The following is a 20,615-nucleotide window of genomic DNA, read 5'->3' as shown; positions in this document are numbered from 1 at the left end:
TACCGCACCGGAGGCCGCCCGGATGCGGCCGATTGTGGCGCGGTCGGGACTCGTGCGGTGACATCGGCGAGCCGTTTCCGCTGGTCACGGCGTTGAAGCATAGCGGTGCCACGCATTCGCGCGAGAAAACGTAGCAAAATGGCCGGATTGTGTTGCATAACCGTAGCGCTACGGTTAGAGTCGTGCCATCGCTGGTGCAGTCCGCACCGGGGTCGTCTGAGGAGGAATGAAGTGACATCAACGATCGCCGCCGGCACCGTTCCGCCCCGCGGCTTTGTGCCCCCGTGCGCCGCCGATCCGGAACGGTGGACCACACACCCCGACGAGGGCGCCAAGGCGCTGTGCCGGTCGTGCCCGGCCCGGTGGCTGTGTGCCCGGGAGGCGTGGGAGACCCCGGGTGCTCAGGGGCTGTGGGCCGGGGTGGAGATCCCCGAGTCCGGCCGGGGACGCGATTTTGCCCTGCGCAAACTGCGCTCGCTGGCGGAATTCGGCGGCATGCCGGTGCGGCCGGGATATCGTTCTCGGCGTATCGCTGCGTTGGCCTCCATGTTGGCGTCCTAGGGATTTTTCAGAAACCTCAGAGCCGCCGCCGCGGGGCCTTGCCGACGCGGTGAGCATGGCGCTCATACAGACGCCCGGTGCGCGACCGGGTGGGGAAGGGTCGGTCCGCCTATGGTTGCCCATTCGTCCGTACCGCCGTTGACGGTGTGGCTCGGCAAGGCGATGTATACGTTTCTGCCCGGCCGCGAGGTGACGATCGGCCGCAGCGAACAGTGCGACGTCGTCCTCGACGCCCCCGGGGTGGCGGCGCTGGTGTCACGGGTGCACGTGGTGGCGCGTGTCGAGGACAACCGGTGGGTTGCCGTCGACCAAAGCCGCAACGGGATCTTCGTCGACGGCCGCCGGGTGCCGGGCGGGCCCGTTGCCGACGGTCAGGTCATCGCTCTGGGTGCGGCCAACGGCCCGAAACTGCGCTTCCGGGTGACCGCGCCGAGTGCCGCGCCCCGACGGCGCCCGGCCCCGCCGGTTCCCACCGGGGCGCCCTCCGGGCCTATGTCGGCCCCGCCGCCGGCGGCGGCCCGTCCGGCGCCGGCGGCGCCGCAGACCGTGATCGCGAGGGTGCGTCCGCAGGACCGGGCAGAGGCGCCGGGGACCGCCGAACGGTTCACCGGTGCGGTGCGCCGTCTGATGCCCCCGCCGTTGACCGCACCGCCGGAGGGGGCCACCACCGTCGGGCGCCTCGAGACCAACACGATCGTCGTCGACGATGCCCTGGCCTCGCGGGTGCACGCCACCGTGACGACGTCGGCGGCCGGCCTGGAGATCATCGACAACCGCAGCAGCAACGGCACATTCGTCAACGGCCAGCGGGTGGACCGCACCGTCCTCCACGACGACGACGTCGTCACCATCGGCAACACCGACCTGGTGGTCGCCGACGGCACGCTGGTGCCGCGCCCGCTCGCCCCGCAACTCAGCGGGCTGCAGGTGTTCGGTCTCGGACTCACCATCGACAGCTCTTCGCTGATCAGCGATGTGTCCTTCGCCGCGCGTCCCGGCAGTCTCACCGCGGTGATCGGCCCCTCGGGTGCGGGCAAATCCACACTGAGCAAGCTCGTCGGCGGCGCGGTGGCGCCGAGCGCCGGCCTGGTCGCCTTCGACGGCCACGACGTGCACGCCGAATACGCCTCGATGCGCTCCCGGATCGGGATGGTGCCCCAAGACGACGTGGTGCACCGCCAGCTCACCGTCGACCAGGCGTTGCGGTACGCCGCCGAGCTGCGCTTGCCGCCGGACACCTCCGCGCAGGACCGCCAGCGCGTCGTGGACAAGGTCCTCGACGAACTCGAACTCACCGCCCACAAGGCCAAACGGATCGACAAGCTCTCCGGCGGGCAGCGTAAACGGGTGTCGGTGGCGATGGAGTTGCTGACCGGTCCGTCCCTGCTGATCCTCGACGAGCCGACGTCCGGGCTCGACCCGGCGCTGGACCGTCAGGTGATGACCATGCTGCGCCAACTCGCCGACGCCGGTCGGGTGGTGCTGGTGGTCACCCACTCCCTGACGTATCTGACCATGTGCGACCAGGTGCTCCTGCTGGCCCCCGGCGGCAAGACGGCGTTCGCGGGGCCGCCCGAGCGCATCGAGGCGGAGATGGGCACCACCGACTGGGCCGACATCTTCTCCCAGATCAGCACCGACCCCGACGGAGCCCACCAGAGCTACCTGGCTCAGCACCCGGCGGCGGTCGCCCCCGCCCGCCCGGCCCTGGAGCAGAATCCGCTGGGTTCGCCACCGAGCACCAGCCTGACCCGCCAGCTCCTCACGGTGGGACGCCGGCAGATGCGGTTGATCGCCGCCGACCGCGGCTATTTCGTCTTCTTGGCGCTGCTGCCGTTCGTGCTGGGGGTGCTCTCGCTGGTGGTGCCCGGCAGCGCCGGATTGGGCCGCGCCGCGGTCAACACCCCCAGCGAACCGATGCAGATCCTGGTGCTGCTCAATATCGCCGTGGTGTTTTTGGGCACCGCCTTGACGATCCGCGACCTGATCGGCGAACGGGCGATCTTCCAGCGCGAACAAGCGGTGGGACTGTCGGCCTCGGCCTATCTGGCCGCCAAGATCGTGGTGTACAGCGTGGCCGCGGCGATCCAGACCGCGATCGTCACCGCCATCGTCGTCATCGGGAAACGGCCGCCCGATTACGGCGGCGCGCTGCTCGGTGACGGCACCACGCGCGCGGTCATCGAGTTGTACCTGGCGCTGGCGGCCACCGCGATCGTCTCCGCGATCGTCGGACTGGCGCTGTCGTCGCTGGCGCGATCCACCGAACAGGTGCTGCCGATGCTGGTCGGCGTGGTCATGATGTCGATGGTGTTCGCCGGCGGTCTGGTGCCGGTGACCGGCCGGGTCGGCTTGGACCAGGTGTCCTGGCTGGTCCCGGCCCGCTGGGGGTACGCCGCCACCGCCGCCACCGTGGACCTGCGCAACGCCGCCGGCCGGGCGTTCACCGACGACGTCCTGTGGCACCACGAGGCCCGGTGGTGGTTGCTGGACATGGCGGTGCTGGCCGTGATGGCGCTGCTGTGGACCGGCTATGTGCGCTGGCGGCTGCGGCTGACGGCGATGGCGCGCTCGCAGGGGGCGCCCGCCGGCGGCGGACGCGGAGCCCAACGCCGCGCCCTGGCCATCTCCGCTGTGGTGGTCGTCGCGGTGCTCGGGGCGGTCGGCTACGCCTTCTGGCGTGGTCTGCCCGATCGCTCCCGCGCCCCGGAACCGGAGAACCTCGTCGAGGCCAGCGGCGACCTCGACCGGCTGCTGCTGGACGCCGCGGCCGTCGCCCCGGTCGTCGGGGCGCAGGACCTCGTCGCCGACGAGGTCGAAGGGCCGTTCGTCGGCGACAACGTGGTGCCGGAACGCTGCACGGCGGCGGTGACCGTCGGCGCCGCCCGCACCTACAAGGGGTATCCGTTCACCGGGATGGCCGGCCGCAAACTCCACGAACAGGACCCGCCGTGGGCACACCAGGTGGTGCAGTCGGTGGCGGCGTTCCGGTCCGCCGACGACGCGCAGGATTTCCGGCAACGCCAGCAGAAGGCGTGGAGCCGCTGCGACGGCAAGACCGTGACGGTGACCGCGGCCGACGGCACCAGCACCACCGCGGTGGCCGGTGAGGCCGGTGCCGATGCCACCATGCTGACGGTCAGCACCACCGACACCGAGCAGCCCGACCGGGTCTGCCGGCACGCGATGACCGTGCAGGCCAACGTGGTGATCGATGTGTCGGCCTGCGGCGTCGGCCTCGCCGAGGATGCCGCCACCCGGCTGGCCACCACGATCGCCGACGGCGTCGGCTGACCGGGCCGACCCGGGTCAGCAGCGCTCGTACTCCTTGGCCAGCTCCAGCTCCAGCGGCTGACGCTCATGGTCGGCGTCGTGGTGGTAGCAGCCGCCGACCACGAGCTCGATGCTGGTGACCGGACCCCACACCACCAACGCGGTGGGGTGGCCGAACTTCGGCAGCAGCGCGGCCACGTCCCGGGCGATCCGGGCGGTGTCGGCCTCGTTCTCGTGGTTGGCCCCCGGCCCGATGTCGATCTCGATCTTGGTCTCAGCCTGGTCGTCGTCCTGGATGGGTCGGGTGACGCCGGTGACCTCGTAGCTGGGGTCGACGACATCGTTGATCTGCGACCACAGCGCCCGGATCGCGTCGGTGGGCGGATTGGGGGTGGTCGCGTAGGTGCGGGGCCGGTCACGGTCGCCGGTGACGATGCTCAGCTGCCAGGTCGCGTCGGAGAGCCCGGCATTGGCGTCCTGCAGGGTGCGGGCGGCGGCGTAGGTGGCGTCGGGCTTCAACGTGACCACGATGTTGCGGCTGTCGGCGCTGCCGCCCCAGTTCGGCTGGCTCAAGAACACCGACTGGGTGACCGTGTCGCGCACCGTGGTCAACCACACCTTGATGCTGTCGGTGACGTCGTCGACGCTGGGGTTGGTCGGCGGTGTGGTCTTGCCGAACTCGAACAGCGCCTGCGAATACTGGGGCAACTCGACGTTCTTCTGGCGTTTGGACGCCGGATAGCGGACCCGGAAATCGACCTTGTGCCCGGCCATGCCCTTGCGGTTCATCTGGTCGATGAAGGTGCGCCCGACGTCGGTCGCCTGCGTCTCGGTCACCTCCCGGTCGAGCATGACGGTGAGCCGGAAGACCTGCCCGCTTTCGTAGCTGGCCTTGTAGTCCAAATCGGTGCTCGAGACGCCCGGCATCTGCTTGATCCGTGTGTCAATCGAGTCGGCGTCGGTGCGGCGGTTCACACATGCCGTGGCCGACCACAGCAGCGCCGTCGCCAACGCGACCAATACCACCTTTTTCACGGCCCCGAGCCTAACGGTGCCCGCTGTGCCGGCGGGACCCCCTCACAAGATCAGCAACATCCGGGTGTTGCCCAGCGTGTTCGGTTTGACGTAACTCAGGTCGAGGAACTCGGCGACGCCGAGGTCATAGGAGCGGCACATCTCCGCGAACACGTCGGCGGTGACCGGGGTCCCGTCGATCTCGGCGAAGCCGTGCCCGGCGAAGAACGCGGTCTCGAAGGTGAGCACGAACAGCCGGCGCAGCGTCAGCTCGCGGGCCACCGCGATCAGTCGGTCGACGATCGCATGCCCGATACCGCGCCCGGTGGCCGCCGGATCGACCGCGATGGTGCGCACCTCGCCCAGATCGGACCAGAGCACGTGCAGTGCGCCGCACCCGATCACGGTGCCGGCGAGCTCGGCGACCCAGAACTCCTGGACCGACTCGTAGAGCGTCACCAGGTTCTTCTCCAGCAAAATCTTGCCGGCATAGGTGTCGACCAGGCGTTTGATGGCCGGTACGTCGGTGGTGCGCGCCCGCCGGATCACCGGGGCGGCGTCACGGTCATCCGCACAGCGGCCGACTGCTGCGTCCACCCTCGCAGACTAGCGGCTTGAGCTGGCCGGATCGCGTACCGATAGGGTGTCTCCCGTGTCGGGGCAACCTCAAACCGGTTCGGCGGTGCCGCAAGTGCGGGTGGCCAACGTCGCCAACATGCTCACGGTGCTGCGGCTGGTGCTGGTCCCGGTCTTTCTGCTCGCGCTGTTCGTCGGGGACGGCCACGAGCCGGCCTGGCGGCTCACCGCGTTCGCGATTTTCGTGGTCGCGGTGCTCACCGACCGGCTCGACGGTGCGCTGGCACGCAGCCTGGGCATGGTCACCGAGTTCGGCACGTTGGCCGACCCGATCGCCGACAAGGCGCTGATCGGGGCCGCCCTGATCGGGTTGTGGACGCTCGGGGACCTGCCGTGGTGGGTGCCGGCAGTGATCCTGACCCGCGAGATCGGCATCACCGTGCTGCGGTTGGCGGTGCTGTACCGCGGTGTCATCCCGGCCAGTCGGGGCGGCAAACTCAAGGCACTGGTCCAGGCCGTCGCGATCGGATTGTTCATCTTGCCGCTGGCGGGTCCCTGGCTGTCGCTGGCCTGGGCGGTGATGATCGCCGCGATCGTGCTGACCGTGCTCACCGGGGTCGACTACCTGATCTCGGCGGCCCGGGACGTGAGCGCCCGGTCGGACCCGTCCTGAATCCCGCCTGAGATCCCGTCTTGGATCCGGTCTGACCTGCCCCGGCGGCACCCGACCGGAGTGCGGGAACCATCCCCGCGCCGGTGTCGTTGCTTAGGGTGAGTCCGCGGCCGACAGGATGTTAAGGAGTCCCACCATGACGGTTTTGCTGCGCGAGACGGTTTTGCTGCGCGAGGTGATCGGTGACGTACTGCGCCGCACCCGGACGGCGCAGGGCCGCACCCTGCGGGAAGTCTCCGACTCCGCCCGGGTGAGCCTGGGATATCTCTCCGAAGTGGAACGTGGCCGCAAGGAAGCCTCCAGTGAACTGCTCAACGCGATCTGCTCGGCACTGGAGTTGCCGCTGGCGACGGTGCTCAGCGCCGCCGGCGACCAGGTGCGTGCGACCCAGGTGCCCGCGACCCAGGTGCCCGCGATCCACCCCGACCTCAAGGTGGTCATCCCACCGTCGGCGGCGCTGAGCGCCGTCTGAGGCGCCGGACCGGCGGCTCCGGCGGGCTAATCACCGCGGCGGGCGCCGGGTAGGCGATAAGTTGGGCACCACACCGGTTCGGTCCGACAGGCGACCGGCGAAGCGGCAACAGAAGGCGGAGCGACGAGATGGCCAACCCGTTCGTCAAGGCGTGGAAGTACTTGACGGCGCTGTTCAACGCGAAGATCGATGAGCACGCCGACCCCAAAGTCCAGATCCAGCAGGCCATCGAAGAGGCCCAGCGTGCCCACCAGGCGTTGACCCAACAGGCCGCGCAGGTGATCGGTAACCAGCGGCAACTGGAGATGCGCCTCAACCGTCAACTGGCCGACATCGAGAAGCTGCAGGTCAACGTGCGCCAGGCGGTGACGCTGGCCGACCAGGCCACCGCCGCCGGCGACGCCGGCAAGGCCACCGAATACAACAACGCCGCCGAGGCCTTCGCCGCACAGCTGGTCACCGCCGAGCAGAGCGTGGAGGATCTCAAAGTGCTTCACGACCAGGCACTGCAGGCGGCGGGGCAGGCGAAGAAAGCGGTCGAACAGAACGCGATGATGCTGCAGCAGAAGATCGCCGAACGCACCAAACTGCTCAGCCAACTCGAACAGGCCAAGATGCAAGAACAGGTCAGCGCGTCGCTGCGGTCGATGAGCGAGCTGGCCGCCCCCGGAAACACGCCCAGCCTCGACGAGGTGCGCGACAAGATCGAACGGCGCTATGCCAACGCGATCGGCGCCGCCGAACTCGCCCAGAACTCGGTGCAGGGGCGGATGGCCGAGGTCGAACAGGCCGGCGTGCAGATGGCGGGCCACTCCCGGCTGGAACAGATCCGCGCCTCGATGCGCGGGGAGGCGTTGCCCTCCGGCGGTTCCGCGGCAGAACGTTCCACCAACGCTGCGCCTGCGGCGTCGTCGGAACGGGGGCAACGGTCGGGCACACCGGAGAACCCGTTGGGGCAGTAGGGCGGCAACGACATGGCAGCGGAGCGGCGGGGGGCCGGTGGCGCAGGCACGATCGGGCGCCGCGCGGTCGCGGCGGTGGTCGAGGTCGCTGATCTGCTGGCCCACAAACTGGGTACCGCCACCGAACCCCGGGCGCGTCACCTGCGCCGCCGGCGCCGAGCACTGCGCTGGGGTGTGATCTCGGCAGCCACCTGCCTGTTCTGGGCCTTGGTGACCGCGGTGATCGCCTCGTGGGCGACACCGGTGTGGGTGCTGATCATCACCAGTGCGATCGCCGCCGGTGCGGCGGTCCCGGCGACGTTGTTGCTGCTGCGCTACCGGTGGCTGCGGTCGCTGCCGCTGCCGGCGGCGCGCCCCACCGCGGCACGGCGGCTGCCGCCACCGGGTTCGGCCGCGCGTCCCGCGATGGCGGCGCTGGGCGCCTCCGAGCGGGGGTTGTTCTCCCTGCTGGGCGTACTGGAGCGTGGACAATTGCTGCCCGACAGCGAGATACGGCAATTAAAGGATGCGGCCAACGCCACCGCCACCACCATGGCGGCCACCGCCAGCGAGGTGGTGTCGATGGAGAAGGCGATGAAAGACTCCCCGCATTCGCGTGACTATCTGACCCCGACGATCAACGCGTTCACCGCGCAACTCGGTGGCGGTGTTCGTCAGTACAACGAAATGGTCACCGCGGCGGCCCAATTGGTTTCTACCGGTGACTCACCGATGAACCGCCAGCATTACCAGGCGGAGTTGACCGGGGCGACCGATCGGCTCCGCAGCTGGGCGTACGCCTTCGATGAACTCGCGGCGCTGCACCGCGGATGACGGTCGGGCGCTTGCGTTACAGCGTGGGGCGAAGTGCCGGGACCACCGCGCCGACCAGCGCCCGCACGGTCGCCTTGACCATGTCGGCCATGTCGAAGTAGTCGCGCCACAAGGTGATTCGACCGTCATGCACTTCGAAGACCCCGCAAACCCAGAACTGCAGCCGCAGTGGCCCGATGATCAACACGTCGGTGCGCTCGTTGAGCACGGTCGCCCCGTCGGCCGCGGCGCGGTGCGTTTTCACCTCGAACGCGGCACGGCCCTGCATCCGCCGCAGTAGTGACACCGCGGCGCGCCGTCCACGAATCGTCGGCAATCCGACGTTCTGGTAGACGACGTTCTCGTCGAGGATCTCAGCGATCAGGTCGAAGTCCTGGTTCTGCAGCGCGGTCAACATGCTGTCGACGCGGGCGACGTTGTCGACGGGTACCGGAGTCGAGGGCGAATCGGTCATGACCGTCAGCCTAAACCGTCGCCGCCGACGGCTGCTCCCGGTTGCGGTGACCACCGGCGACCGTGACAAGGTAAGCCGGTGCGTGTCGTGGTGGTCGCCGGACCCGATCCCGGCCATTGCTTCCCGGCGATCGCGTTGTGTCAGCGCCTCATCGCCGCCGGGGATTGGGCTACGCTGCTGACTGGGCGGGCATGGTTGCAGACCGCCCGTGACGCCGGGGTGCCTGCCGAGGAACTGCTCGGGCTGGACGTGACCGCCGCCGACGACGACCTCGACGCCGGCGCCAAGATCCATCATCGGGCCGCGCGTATGGCGACGCTCAACGCGCCGCAGATCCGGTCACTGGCCCCCGACCTGGTGGTCAGCGACGTCATCACCGCTGCCGGGGGCATGGCTGCCGACCTGCTGGGATTGCCCTGGGTCGAACTCGCCCCGCACCCGCTGTACCGGCCGTCGCGGGGGCTGCCGCCGATCGGCAGCGGCCTGGCGCCGGGCGTGGGGTTACGCGGTCGGGCCCGTGACGCGCTGTTGCGCGCCCTGAGCGCACGCTCGTGGCGGCAGGGGCTGCGTCAGCGCGCGGAGGCGCGCCGGGGGATCGGGCTGCCCGGGGCCGACCCCGGGCCGCGACGGCGGCTGATCGCGACCCTGCCCGCCCTGGAGGTCCCGCGGCCGGACTGGCCGCAGGAGGCGGTGCTGGTCGGTCCGCTGCATTTCGAACCGACCACCGCGGAGCTGGCGGTGCCGCCGGGGCCGGGCCCGGTGGTGGTGGTGGCCCCGTCGACGGCGACCACCGGGGCCGCCGGGCTGACCGAACTGGCCCTTCAGGAGCTGACACCGGGGGAGGCGCTGCCGGCCGGGTCGCGGGTGGCGGTCTCGCGACTGACCGGCCCGGAAACCGCCGTGCCACCGTGGGCCGTGGTCGGACTGGGCCGCCAGGACCGGCTGCTGCAGCAGGCCGACGTGGTGGTCTGCGGTGGGGGCCACGGGATGGTCGCCAAGACGCTGTTGGCCGGGGTTCCGCTGGTGCTGGTGCCCGGTGGCGGTGACCAGTGGGAGATCGCCAACCGGGTGGTCCGGCAGGGCAGCGGGGAGTTGGTGCGCCCACTGACCGGTGCGGCGCTGGCGGCGGCGGTGACCACCGTGCTCCTGCAGCCGCGCTACCGGGCGGCCGCCGCCGATGCCGCCGCCGGTGCCGCGGGAGTGCACGACCCGGTAGCGGTCTGCCACCAGGTCCTATCCGGGCACTGAGTAGCGTGGGGGCGTGCGGCTGACGGAGTTTCATGAGCTGGTGGCCGAGCGGTTCGGAGCGGCCTACGGCTCGTCGGTGCTGGTCGACCACGTGGTCAGCGGATTCGACGGGCGGACCGCCGCGCAGGCCATCGAGGACGGGGTGGAGCCGCGGGCGGTGTGGCGCGGCTTGTGCGCCGATTTCGATGTGCCCCGCGACCAGTGGTGAGCGCCGGATCCCTCTGCGCCCGAGACATCCCAAAGCAACAGCGGTGCGGCGTGATCAGGTGGATGCGGGACCGATGAACTCCACGCCCGCGCGAATCGCGGGGCGATTGCGCAGGATCCGGAAATGCGCCAGACGGCCGAGTCCTGACGTCGTCATCAACCGTGCCCCCGGCCAGGAGGCGACGACCTTTTCGCTGGTGACGTAGGGGGTGTCGGGGTCATCGGGGTCATGGATGAGCAGCAGAGGCGGGTGGCCGGCCCGCGCGGCGACCCGGACCATGTTGGTCTCCTCCAACGGCATGCCGATACGGCGTTCGAGACGCCGATGCAGGCCGGTGCGGATCCGCCGGCCGAAGCCGTGGCGCGCGGCGAACAGATCCAGATAGATCGGGAATTCGCCCATCGGCGCCAAGAACACCACACGCCCGACCGGCGTGCCCTGCGTCGCGGCGATGGCGGTCGCGTTGGCCCCCAGGGAGTGGGCGACGACCGCGCGCGCCGGTCCGTGTGCCCGGATCATGGCGGTGACCGCGTCGGCGCACTCGATGACGGTGGTGCGACCGGCGGCAAGGGCCCCCGGATCGGACTCGTTGTGGCTGGGTAGGTCGAACGCGATGACACGATGCCCGGACTCGGTGAGCGGTTTGATGAACATCCCCAGGTGGGGACGGCGCCCGCCCCACCCGTGCACGAGATAGACCGGCGGCCCCTCGCCCCACTCCTCGCCCGCGATCCGGTGCCCGTTCCAAAACGCCTCCACCGGGCGCCCGGGCGCGACACCGGGTGGCATACGCAGGCTGGATTCGATGACCGGCGGGGTGCACCACAGTTCGGTGGCCCACCGGGACCCGATCGCGGGTGCGAGGCGCTCCAAAAGCCAGAACGCCCGGCGCACGCGGGGAGAGACCGGCGGCTGGACACCCGAGCCCTCCACGTCGAGGACCACCCGGGGTGTCGAGCCGTGGTCGTCGGCGGCGGGCGGGGTCATCGCCGGAGCTTCGCTGTCGCGGTGCCGAAAAGGCGGTCCGGCCGTGCCCGACCTCGACGAGAACCGTGTTGAGCGGGTGAGCGATTCGGTGGATTCGGCACTGGTCCAGGGTAGCGAGGCGTCAGCACTCGGGGCGCACCGCCGCCGGCGCGACGCGCGCAGCCACCCCCGGGGACCGCATGCCGGGCCCGCAAACCCGAAGAGTGTGCCGAGCCGCTCGGCGTGTCCCCCCTGCAATCGAACACCCGTTCGTTTACGCTGTGTCGTGTTCGAGGCACAGCTGCTGGTCAGACCCTCTTGTCGGACCGGGTCGCTAGCGTCACGGCCACCTGACCGATAACCGGTCAACCGAACACCGGAACAGAAACGGAGATCCTCATGGCACAGGCTCTTGACCGCGAGAAGGCGCTCGAACTGGCGATGGCCCAGATCGAGAAGAGTCACGGCAAAGGCTCGGTGATGCGGCTGGGCGACGAGGTGCGTCAGCCGATCGCGGTCATCCCGACCGGGTCGATCGCCCTGGACGTGGCGCTGGGCATCGGTGGGCTGCCCCGGGGGCGCATCATCGAGATCTACGGCCCGGAGTCCTCCGGGAAGACGACGGTGGCGCTGCACGCGGTGGCCAACGCCCAGGCCGCGGGCGGTATCGCGGCGTTCATCGACGCCGAGCACGCGCTGGATCCCGAATACGCCCGCAAACTCGGTGTGGACACCGATTCGCTGCTGGTCTCCCAACCCGACACCGGGGAGCAGGCGTTGGAGATCGCCGACACCCTGATCCGCTCGGGCGCGCTGGACATCCTGGTCATCGACTCGGTGGCGGCGCTGGTGCCGCGCGCCGAGATCGAGGGCGAGATGGGCGACAGCCATGTCGGGCTGCAGGCCCGGCTGATGAGCCAGGCGCTGCGCAAGATGACCGGGGCGTTGAACAACTCCGGCACCACCGCGATCTTCATCAACCAGCTGCGGGAGAAGATCGGGGTGATGTTCGGCTCGCCGGAGACCACCACGGGCGGCAAGGCGTTGAAGTTCTATGCCTCGGTGCGCCTGGATGTCCGGCGGATCGAGACGCTCAAGGACGGCACCGACGCGGTCGGCAACCGCACCCGCGCCAAGATCGTCAAGAACAAGGTCTCCCCGCCGTTCAAACAGGCCGAATTCGACATCCTCTACGGCAAGGGCATCAGCCGTGAGGGATCGCTGATCGACATGGGCGTCGACCAGGGCTTCATCCGGAAGTCGGGCTCCTGGTACACCTACGACGGGGAGCAGCTCGGTCAGGGCAAGGAGAACGCCCGCAACTTCCTGTTGGACAACGTCGACGTGGCCAACGAGATCGAGAAGAAGATCAAAGAGAAGCTCGGCATCGGTGCGGTGCTCACCGACGAGGTGACCGAGGGATCGGTCGATGACGTCCTGCCCGCCCCCGTCGACTTCTGAGCGTGCCGAGCAGGCGCGGGCCTACTGCCTGCGCCTGCTGACCGTGCGGGCCCGCACCCGCGCCGAGTTGGCCGACAAACTCACCCGCCGCGGCTACCCCGACGACCTGAGCGCCCGGGTCCTCGACCGGCTCACCGAGGTGGGACTGGTCGACGACGCCGACTTCGCCGAACAGTGGGTGCAATCCCGGCACCGCAACGCCGGCAAGGGCCGGCGCGCCCTGGTCGCCGAACTGCGCACCAAAGGCGTCGACGAGACCGTGATCGACGCGGCGCTGGCCGACCTGGACCCCGACACCGAGCGCAACCGGGCCGAACAGCTGGTCGCTGCCCGGTTGCGCCGGGAGAAACTCGACGGGGACCACCTGAAGATCGCCCGTCGGCTGGTGGCGATGCTGACCCGCCGCGGATACCCCCCGACGATGGCCTACGACGTGGTCAGCACGGCGGTGGCCGCCGAGCAGGACCGCCGTCGGGTGTAAACGGTTACCGGGGCGGGGCGGTCTGCGGCACAAATGCGGCCGGGGCCGTCATGGGCCGCCGCCGTACCATGGGCGCGTGACTTCGACACAGGTGCTCGACACGGCGGCCGGGGACGCCGCCCGCAGCTACCAGATCCGCACCTACGGCTGCCAGATGAACGTGCACGATTCGGAGCGGTTGGCCGGATTGCTGGAGGCCGCCGGATATGTGCGGGCGCCCGACGGCGCCGACGCCGACGTCGTGGTGTTCAACACCTGTGCGGTGCGCGAGAACGCCGACAACAAGCTCTACGGCAACCTCAGTCATCTGGCGCCGCGCAAACAGCGTGACCCCGACATGCAGATCGCGGTCGGCGGGTGCCTGGCGCAGAAGGACAAATCCGCGGTGCTGGACAAGGCGCCCTGGGTCGACGTGGTGTTCGGCACCCACAACATCGGGTCGCTGCCGGTGCTGCTGCAACGGGCCCGCCACAATCAAACCGCCCAGGTCGAGATCCTCGAGGCGCTGAAAGAGTTTCCCTCCACGCTGCCGGCCGCACGGGAATCCGCCTATGCCGCCTGGGTTTCGATCTCGGTGGGCTGCAACAACAGCTGCACCTTTTGCATCGTGCCGTCGCTGCGCGGACGGGAGGTCGACCGCAGCCCCGCCGACATCCTCGCCGAAGTCCGTGCCCTGGCCGCCGACGGTGTCGTCGAGGTCACCCTGCTGGGCCAGAACGTCAACGCCTACGGGGTGTCGTTCGCCGATCCGGCGCTGCCGCGCAATCGGGGCGCGTTCGCCGAGCTGCTGCGGGCCTGCGGGCAGGTCGAGGGATTGGAGCGGGTCCGGTTCACCTCCCCGCACCCGGCGGAGTTCACCGACGACGTGATCGAGGCGATGGCCCAGACCCCTGCGGTCTGCCCGAACCTGCACATGCCGCTGCAGTCGGGATCGGATCGGATCCTGCGCGCCATGCGCCGCTCCTACCGCGCCGAGAAGTTCCTGGCGATCCTCGACCGGGTGCGCGCGGCGATGCCGCACGCGGCGATCACCACCGATCTCATCGTCGGTTTCCCGGGGGAGACCGAGGAGGACTTCGCCGACACCCTCGAGGTGGTGCGCCGGGCCCGGTTCTCCTCGGCGTTCACCTTCCAATACTCGCCCCGTCCCGGCACCCCGGCCGCCGACCTCGACGCCCAAGTGCCCAAGGCGGTGGTCCAGCAGCGCTACGACCGGTTGATCGCGCTGCAGGAGCAGATCTCGCTGGAGGAAAACCGCGACCAGGTGGGCCGCACGGTGGAGGTGCTGGTCGCCACCGGGGAGGGCCGCAAAGACGCCCAGACCGCGCGGATGAGCGGGCGCGCCCGCGACGGGCGGCTGGTGCACTTCGCCCCCGGCGACCACCCGGTGCGCCCCGGCGACATCGTGACCACCACCGTCACCGGCGCCGCCCCGCACCACCTGATCGCCGATGCGGCGGTGCTGACCCACCGGCGCACCCGCGCCGGTGACGCCCACGAGGCCGGGCGCCGGCCCCGCGGGGTGGGATTGGGAATGCCCGCCGTCGGCGCGCCGACGCCGGCCCCGGCCACCAGCGGGTGCGCCCGATGAGCGCCGACATCCCCGAGCCGCCCGACGACACCGCGGCGTTCGACGCTTACCGCAACGACCTGGAACGGGTCGAACGCCGCATCGCCGGCGAGATCGAACCCGGTGGGCGCGGCGTGGTGGTCGCGGTCCTGGTTTTCGTGCTGCTGGGGTCGTTCATCCTGCCGCACACCGGTGATGTGCGCGGCTGGGACGTGTTGTTCGGTTCGGAGACCGCCGACGCCGCCGACGTCACCCTGCCGATGCGGGTGTTCGGCTGGCTGGCGCTGGTGTTCGGTGTCGGCTTCTCGATGCTGGCGTTGACGACCCGCCGTTGGGCGGTGGCGTGGGTGGCGCTGGCCGGTTCGGCCACCGCCAGCGTGCTGGGCCTGCTGGCGGTCTGGACCCGCCAGACCGCCGGGGCCGGCCAGCCCGGCCCGGCGGTGGGACTGCTCGTCGCCTGGTTCGTGCTGATCGCGTTGACGTTCCACTGGGCGCGGGTGGTGTGGTCGCGCACCGTGGTGCAGTTGGCCGCCGAGCAGGACCGCCGCCGTGCCGTCGCCGACCAGCAGGCCAAGAAACTGCTCGACGAGCCCCCCGCGCCCGACGGACCCGACGCGCCCGGCGAGGCGGGCAACCAGCCGGGCCAGCCCGGCTAGCGACAGGCGGCGGGTATCAGCCGCGGGATCGCCCGGTTCAGGGCTTGCGGTGCAGCGCCGCCGCGGCCGCATCGGCCCACTGCCGCCACTGCGCGGCGTTGGCGGCGGCCTCCGCGGCTTCCGCGCTGCGCCCGGCCTCCTCGGCCTTGCGCGCCTGGCGTTCGAACTGCTCGGCGCGCACCCGGAACTGGTCGGCACGGGCCTGCGCCTCCGGGTCGACCCGGTCGGCGTCGGCGGCGTCGCGGACCCTCTTCTCCACCGCACGCAGCCGCCGCTCCAGCTCGGGGCCCTGGTCGCGCGGCGCCTTGCCCAGCGCGTCCCACTTGTCGGTGATCGAACGCAATGCCGCGCGCGCCGCCTTGAGGTTGCCGACGTCGAGTTTCTCGGCCTGGGCCAGCAACTCCTCCTTGGCGGCGGCGTTGGCCTGCAGTTCGGCATCCCGCTCGGCGCTCGCGGCGTTGCGGGCGGAGAAGAACACGTCCTGGGCGGCCTTGAACCGCTGCCACAACGCGTCGTCGACCTCGCGGGGTGCCCGTCCGGCGGCCTTCCACTGCGCGAGCAGATCGCGAAACGCACGGCTGGTGGCCGCCCAGTCGGTGGAACCGCTGAGCGCTTCGGCGCGCACACACAGCTGCTGCTTGGTCGTCTTGGCGGCAGCCCGGTCGCGGTCCAGGTCGGCGAAGTGCGCGCCGCGGCGGCGGTTGAACGTCTCGCGGGCCGCGGAGTACCGCTTCCACAGCGCATCATCGGTCTTGCGGTCCACCCCGCGGATGGTGCGCCACTCCTCGAGGATCGCGCGCAACCGATCACCGGCGGCCTTCCAGTGGGTGGCGTTGGCGGCGAGATCCTCGGCCTCGACGGCCAGCGCCGTCTTGCGGGCGGTCGCCGCCGCGCGCTGCTCGTCGCGGCGCGCCCGGTCGGCGGCGGCCGCGGAGTCGGCGTGCTCCACGATCGTGGCGAGCCGGGCCGCCACGGCGTCGACGTCACCGAGCACCGCGGCCGTCGGCAGCGACTCGGCCAGCGCCGTCGCCGACGCCTTGATCTTGCGGGCGTCGCCGCTGCCGGCGGCCAGGCGCTCCTCCAGCAGTGCGACCTCGGTGCTCAAATCATCGAACCGGCGCCCGAAGTGGGCGAAAGCGGCATCGGGGTCACCGGCCTGCCACGATCCGACGGTGCGTTCCCCGGCGGCGGTGATCAGCCAGACGGTGCCGTCGTCGTCGACCCGGCCGAACCGCCGGGGATCGTTGCCGGCCGGGGCGACGACCGTCGGTGGCGGCGCGACGGCCGGCTTCGGGCCCGGCCCGGGGCGCGGCCCCGGCCTGGGGGCGGGAGTGGGTGGGTGTCCGGCGCGGTCGGGGGAGCTCTCCGGGGAAGTCATGGCTACCGTCACCTACTCTCGGCGGGATCACCCCGCGTTCCTGCCGCGCAGTGCGGCGCCGTCGCTTACATCTGGTGACCGGCCCCTGGCCGGACGCGGTGAGGCAGCGCTGGGTGGCGCTGCGGCACCCACCAGTATTCAAGCAGCTTGCCGGTCGATCCGCCGCCACCTTGGGCGCCCCGGCCGTCGCGGGTTCCGAGGCCCGATCGAGACCGAGTTGTTCGGGGGTTCCCCGGTACCGGCCGGTAGTGTAGCCCCCCGAGAGTCTGACCGAGTGGTGGCCGGCGTCACGTCGGCCGCCGTGACACGCCCCGATCCGGGGGTGCGTTCACCGCGGACCGGACGTCCGTTGAGGAGACCTGCGAGCTAATGACAACGAACGCGATCATCGCCGTGGCGCTGGCGCTGTGCGCGGCGCTGGCCTCGGCGATCGGGGACGTGATCCGGCAGCGCTCCGCGCAGGAGGTCACCGACAAGGAACGGGTCGGGCACCTGGAACTGTTCCGGATGTCGCTGCGTGACGTGCGGTTCTGGGGCGGCGGGGTGGCCGCGGTCGCCAACTACGGGCTGCAGGCCGCCGCGCTGGTGTACGGCTCGGTGATGCTGGTGACCGGGCTGCAGGTCACGGCCTTGCTGTTCGCGTTGCCGATCTACGCCCGACTCACCCGTCACGGTGTCAGCCGCGCCGAATGGTGGTGGGCCGCGGTGCTCGCCGCCGCTCTGGCGGTGGTGGTCATCGTCGGCGACCCCGAGGAAGGCAGCCACCGCGCCCCGAGTGCGATGTGGATCACCGTCGGTGTCGTGCTGGTCTCGGCGCTGGTGGCCTGCGTGGTGGTCGCCCGGATCTTCTCCGGACGCCCCGCCGCGGCGGTGCTGCTCGCGGTGGTCGCCGGCACCTCGCTGGCGGTGTTCGCGGTGCTGACCAAGGTGCTCGTCGACACCCTGCGCGCCGACGGCGCGATGGCGGTGCTGCGGGCCCCCGAGCTGCTGCCCTGGCTGGCGGCGACGCTGGCCGGGATGATATTCCAGCAGTCGTCGTTTCGCGCCGGGGCGCTCACCGCCTCGATGCCGACGATTACGGTGGCCAAACCGCTGGTCGCCACCGTGCTCGGGGTGCTGCTGCTCAACGAGACCATCGACGCGGGCGGCACCGAGGACGTGGCGGTCGCCATCGGGGTCGTGATGGTGGTCGTGGCGACGGTGGCGTTGGCCCGCGGGGAGGCCGCCACCATGGCCGCCCGGTCCGGGGGCAGGGACACCACCTGGTCGGAGCCGCTGCCGTCCACCGGTTAGCGTGGTGTCGGTGTTGACGGCGGTCGCGATCATCCCGTCGGCCCCGGTGCTGGTCCCCGAGCTCGCCGGGGCCTCCGACGTCGAGGACGCCGAGGACGCCGAACTCACCGGGCTGCGGGCGGCGGTGCACGCCGCGGCGGCCGCACTGCCGCCGCGCTGGGTGGTGCTCGGCTGCGGCGACGCCGACGCCGTCATCGCCACCTCCGCCACCGGCACCTTCGCCGGGTTCGGCCGGGACGTCCCGGTGGCCCTGGGCCCGAACGGGACCGACACCGGGGCCGATCCCCAGCCGCTGCCGCTGTGTGCGTTGATCGCCGGGTGGGTGCGGGCGGCAGCCGACCCGGACATCCGCGCCGAGGTGCACGTCTACGCCGATCACCCGGCGCGCGCCCACGCCGCCGGACGTCGGCTGCGCGCCACCGTGGACCGGTCATCGGAGCCGGTCGGGGCGCTGGTCGTCGCCGACGGCGCCATCACGTTGACCCCCGCCGCACCCGGTGGGCACCGGCCCGCCGATCGCGGTGCCCAGCAGGACCTCGAGCAGGCTCTGCGCCGCGGTGACACCGCGGCGCTGAGCGCACTGCCGACGGCGATCGGTGGGCGGGCGGCCTTCGCGGCGCTGGCCGGCCTGACCGAGCCCGGCCCCCGCGGCGCCACCGAGCTGTATTGCGCCGCACCGTACGGTGTCGGCTACTTCGTGGGCACCTGGGTGCCGTGAGCACCCCGCAGCACCGGCCGCTGGCGATCGTCGGACCCACCGGTACCGGCAAATCCGCGCTGGCGCTCGCGCTCGCCGAGCGCGTCGACCGGGTGGAGATCGTCAACGCCGACGCGATGCAGCTCTACCGCGGCATGGACATCGGCACCGCCAAGGTCTCGCCGGCCGAGCGCCGGCGGGTCCCCCACCATCAACTCGATGTGCTCGACGTGACCGAGACGGCCACCGTCGCCGCCTACCAGCGCGGCGCCGCCGCCGACATCGAGGCGATCCGGGCGCGTGGGGCACACCCGATCCTGGTCGGCGGATCGATGCTCTACCTCCAGGCCCTGCTCGACGACTGGGCGTTCCCGGCCACCGACCCGGCGGTGCGCGCCCGCTACGAGGCGCGGCTGGCCGCCGCCGGGGCCGCCGCGTTGCACACCGAACTCGCCGAGCGGGACCCGGCCGCGGCCGCGGCGATCCTGCCCACCGACGGCCGCCGCATCGTGCGGGCCCTGGAGGTGGTGACCCTGACCGGTCAGCCGTTCGCCGCGTCGGCCCCGCGCATCGGCCGGCCCCGCTGGGACGCGGTGATTATCGGATTGGACTGCGCCACCGACATTCTCGACGAGCGCCTGGCCCGGCGCACCGACCAGATGTTCGACCGCGGCCTGGTCGATGAGGTCCGCGGATTGCTGCGCGAAGGCCTGCGTGACGGGGTGACAGCGGCCCGGGCGCTGGGCTACGCCCAGGTGATCGCCGCGCTGGATGCCGGGGGCGGACCGGCGACGCTGAGCGCCGCCCGCGAACAGACGTTCACCGGCACCCGCCGGTACGTGCGTCGGCAGCGGTCGTGGTTTCGCCGCGACCACCGCATCCACTGGCTGGACGCGGCGGCGGACCCACCGGTGGACGCGGCGCTGCGATACTGGCGACCCGTATCCTGAACAGGTGAGATTCGCCAAGGGACACGGCACCGAGAACGACTTCGTGGTGCTGGCCGACCTGCCCGCGGCGGTGGACCTGTCGGTCTCGGCGGTGGCCGCGCTCTGCGACCGTCACCGCGGACTCGGCGCCGACGGGGTGCTGCGGGTCACCACCGCCGGCGCGGCCACCGCGGCCGGGGTCCTCGACCGGCTGCCCGACGGCGTCGCCGACGACGACTGGTACATGGACTACCGCAACGCCGACGGATCCACCGCGCAGATGTGCGGCAACGGGGTGCGGGTGTTCGCCCACTATCTGCGTGCCGCGGGACTGGAGACGCGCACGGAGTTCACCGTGGCATCGCTGGCCGGGCCCCGCCCGGTCACGGTGCACCACGCCGACGACCTGACCGCCGACGTCACCGTGGAGATGGGCCCGGCCCGTCGCGGCGGCACCGGCTGGGCCAGCGTCGGCGGCCACGACTTCACCGGGATCGCCGTCGACGTCGGCAACCCGCACCTGGCGTGCGTGGACGTCGACCTCAGCGACACCGAATTGGCCGCCCTCGACGTCGCCGCGCCGGTGGCCTACGACACCGCCCAGTTCCCCGACGGGGTCAACGTGGAGATCCTCACCGCCCCGGCCGACGGGGCGGTGCACATGCGGGTCCACGAGCGCGGGGTGGGGGAGACCCGCTCCTGCGGCACCGGGACCGTCGCGGCGACGGTCGCGGCCCTGGCCGCCCTCGGTGCGGACACCGGAGCGCTGCGGGTGCGGGTGCCCGGCGGGGAGGTTGCGGTCACCGTCACCGACACCACCAGCTATCTGCGCGGCCCCTCGGTGCTGGTCGCCCACGGCGAGATCGCGCAGGATTGGTGGGCCGGACAATAATTCGGATGCGCCGCGGCGCCGCGACCGGCATCATCGGA

At 71.3% G+C, this 20,615-nt stretch carries 21 protein-coding genes and 1 pseudogene; 17 read left to right on the top strand and 5 right to left on the bottom strand.

All coding sequences use genetic code 11. From position 1 onward, the window contains the following. Window positions 1-231 precede the first annotated feature (231 nt). The 3 genes and pseudogenes from B8W67_RS03050 to B8W67_RS21645 all read left to right on the top strand — a co-directional run bounded on the left by B8W67_RS03050 (window position 232) and on the right by B8W67_RS21645 (window position 3,855). Window positions 232-561: a WhiB family transcriptional regulator gene (locus tag B8W67_RS03050; RefSeq protein WP_372507417.1), complete on the top strand. Its 330-nt coding sequence runs from the start codon at window positions 232-234 to the stop codon at window positions 559-561. A 111-nt stretch (window positions 562-672) separates the two neighbouring features. Beyond that, a pseudogene (locus B8W67_RS03045) lies at window positions 673-3,117 on the top strand (ATP-binding cassette domain-containing protein); the annotation flags it as partial. 6 nt (window positions 3,118-3,123) lie between these two features. Then, window positions 3,124-3,855, top strand: a complete 732-nt coding sequence (locus tag B8W67_RS21645; RefSeq protein WP_420845602.1) for a sensor domain-containing protein — start codon at window positions 3,124-3,126, stop codon at window positions 3,853-3,855. A 15-nt stretch (window positions 3,856-3,870) separates the two neighbouring features. On the opposite strand, the gene B8W67_RS03040 is transcribed toward B8W67_RS21645, so the two are convergent. Both B8W67_RS03040 and B8W67_RS03035 read right to left on the bottom strand, forming a co-directional pair. Next, window positions 3,871-4,869, bottom strand: a complete 999-nt coding sequence (locus B8W67_RS03040; protein WP_085302213.1) for a hypothetical protein — start codon at window positions 4,867-4,869, stop codon at window positions 3,871-3,873. A gap of 42 nt (window positions 4,870-4,911) precedes the next feature. Then, window positions 4,912-5,445: an amino-acid N-acetyltransferase gene (locus B8W67_RS03035; RefSeq protein ID WP_174254733.1), complete on the bottom strand. Its 534-nt coding sequence runs from the start codon at window positions 5,443-5,445 to the stop codon at window positions 4,912-4,914. A gap of 55 nt (window positions 5,446-5,500) precedes the next feature. Between B8W67_RS03035 and pgsA the strand changes: the two genes are divergently transcribed. From pgsA to pspM, 4 genes are all read left to right on the top strand, one after another. Further along, window positions 5,501-6,097 carry a CDP-diacylglycerol--glycerol-3-phosphate 3-phosphatidyltransferase gene (pgsA, locus tag B8W67_RS03030; protein WP_069392592.1) on the top strand — a complete coding sequence of 199 codons (597 nt, stop codon included), beginning with the start codon at window positions 5,501-5,503 and terminating at the stop codon, window positions 6,095-6,097. A 136-nt stretch (window positions 6,098-6,233) separates the two neighbouring features. Further along, on the top strand, window positions 6,234-6,569 hold the full coding sequence (locus B8W67_RS03025) for a helix-turn-helix domain-containing protein (protein WP_085302211.1): 336 nt from the start codon (window positions 6,234-6,236) through the stop codon (window positions 6,567-6,569). 128 nt (window positions 6,570-6,697) lie between these two features. Next, window positions 6,698-7,531, top strand: a complete 834-nt coding sequence (gene pspA / locus B8W67_RS03020; protein ID WP_069392590.1) for a phage shock protein PspA — start codon at window positions 6,698-6,700, stop codon at window positions 7,529-7,531. Window positions 7,532-7,543: 12 nt separating this feature from the next. Further along, entirely contained in the window at window positions 7,544-8,344 is an 801-nt protein-coding gene (pspM, locus tag B8W67_RS03015; RefSeq protein ID WP_069392589.1) for a phage shock envelope stress response protein PspM, read from the top strand. 16 nt (window positions 8,345-8,360) lie between these two features. Here the strand turns inward: pspM and B8W67_RS03010 are convergent, their stop codons facing one another. Then, on the bottom strand, window positions 8,361-8,798 hold the full coding sequence (locus B8W67_RS03010; protein WP_085302209.1) for a limonene-1,2-epoxide hydrolase family protein: 438 nt from the start codon (window positions 8,796-8,798) through the stop codon (window positions 8,361-8,363). Between the two features lie 78 nt (window positions 8,799-8,876). On the opposite strand from B8W67_RS03010, the gene B8W67_RS03005 reads away from it, so the two are divergent. Together B8W67_RS03005 and B8W67_RS03000 are read left to right on the top strand one after the other, a co-directional pair. Next, window positions 8,877-10,046 (top strand): glycosyltransferase, encoded by a 1,170-nt coding sequence (locus tag B8W67_RS03005; protein WP_085302207.1) that lies wholly within the window; start codon window positions 8,877-8,879, stop codon window positions 10,044-10,046. A 13-nt stretch (window positions 10,047-10,059) separates the two neighbouring features. Then, complete coding sequence (locus B8W67_RS03000; RefSeq protein WP_069392586.1) at window positions 10,060-10,254, top strand: DUF3046 domain-containing protein; 195 nt, start codon at window positions 10,060-10,062, stop codon at window positions 10,252-10,254. A gap of 54 nt (window positions 10,255-10,308) precedes the next feature. Here the strand turns inward: B8W67_RS03000 and B8W67_RS02995 are convergent, their stop codons facing one another. Beyond that, entirely contained in the window at window positions 10,309-11,241 is a 933-nt protein-coding gene (locus tag B8W67_RS02995) for an alpha/beta fold hydrolase (RefSeq protein ID WP_069392585.1), read from the bottom strand. A 378-nt stretch (window positions 11,242-11,619) separates the two neighbouring features. Between B8W67_RS02995 and recA the strand changes: the two genes are divergently transcribed. The 4 genes from recA (at window position 11,620) to B8W67_RS02975 (ending at window position 15,388) form a co-directional block, all read left to right on the top strand. Continuing rightward, window positions 11,620-12,681, top strand: coding sequence for a recombinase RecA (gene recA, locus B8W67_RS02990; RefSeq protein WP_069392584.1), 1,062 nt, complete (start codon window positions 11,620-11,622; stop codon window positions 12,679-12,681). After that, window positions 12,650-13,162: a recombination regulator RecX gene (gene recX / locus B8W67_RS02985; RefSeq protein ID WP_069392583.1), complete on the top strand. Its 513-nt coding sequence runs from the start codon at window positions 12,650-12,652 to the stop codon at window positions 13,160-13,162. Before recA ends, recX begins: the two co-directional genes overlap by 32 nt. A 76-nt stretch (window positions 13,163-13,238) precedes the next feature. Further along, window positions 13,239-14,753, top strand: a complete 1,515-nt coding sequence (gene miaB, locus B8W67_RS02980) for a tRNA (N6-isopentenyl adenosine(37)-C2)-methylthiotransferase MiaB (RefSeq protein WP_069392582.1) — start codon at window positions 13,239-13,241, stop codon at window positions 14,751-14,753. Then, window positions 14,750-15,388: an Rv2732c family membrane protein gene (locus B8W67_RS02975; protein WP_069392645.1), complete on the top strand. Its 639-nt coding sequence runs from the start codon at window positions 14,750-14,752 to the stop codon at window positions 15,386-15,388. The genes miaB and B8W67_RS02975 overlap by 4 nt, the downstream gene beginning before the upstream one ends. Window positions 15,389-15,425: 37 nt before the next feature. Here B8W67_RS02975 and B8W67_RS02970 read toward each other — a convergent pair whose 3' ends face one another. Next, window positions 15,426-16,766 (bottom strand): DUF349 domain-containing protein, encoded by a 1,341-nt coding sequence (locus tag B8W67_RS02970; RefSeq protein ID WP_069392581.1) that lies wholly within the window; start codon window positions 16,764-16,766, stop codon window positions 15,426-15,428. Window positions 16,767-17,135: 369 nt separating this feature from the next. On the opposite strand from B8W67_RS02970, the gene B8W67_RS02965 reads away from it, so the two are divergent. The 4 genes from B8W67_RS02965 to dapF are packed head-to-tail and all read left to right on the top strand — an operon-like array spanning window position 17,136 to window position 20,577. Continuing rightward, window positions 17,136-18,059 (top strand): DMT family transporter, encoded by a 924-nt coding sequence (locus B8W67_RS02965; protein WP_069392580.1) that lies wholly within the window; start codon window positions 17,136-17,138, stop codon window positions 18,057-18,059. Window positions 18,060-18,069: 10 nt separating this feature from the next. Continuing rightward, window positions 18,070-18,777, top strand: a complete 708-nt coding sequence (locus B8W67_RS02960) for a class III extradiol ring-cleavage dioxygenase family protein (protein WP_069392644.1) — start codon at window positions 18,070-18,072, stop codon at window positions 18,775-18,777. Continuing rightward, the gene (gene miaA / locus B8W67_RS02955) at window positions 18,774-19,706 is read left to right on the top strand and encodes a tRNA (adenosine(37)-N6)-dimethylallyltransferase MiaA (protein WP_234806644.1); all 933 of its coding nucleotides are present in this window, start codon (window positions 18,774-18,776) and stop codon (window positions 19,704-19,706) included. Before B8W67_RS02960 ends, miaA begins: the two co-directional genes overlap by 4 nt. 4 nt (window positions 19,707-19,710) lie before the next feature. Beyond that, a complete protein-coding gene (gene dapF / locus B8W67_RS02950; RefSeq protein ID WP_069392579.1) occupies window positions 19,711-20,577 on the top strand; it encodes a diaminopimelate epimerase in 867 nt (288 codons plus the stop codon). The last annotated feature ends 38 nt before the right edge of the window (window positions 20,578-20,615 follow it).

It is taken from the genome of Mycolicibacillus koreensis (assembly GCF_002104795.1).
Taxonomy (GTDB): Bacteria; Actinomycetota; Actinomycetes; order Mycobacteriales; family Mycobacteriaceae; genus Mycobacterium; species Mycobacterium koreense.
The sequence above is the reverse complement of the archived record's forward strand: the minus strand, read 5'-3'. Positions and strand labels throughout refer to the sequence as shown.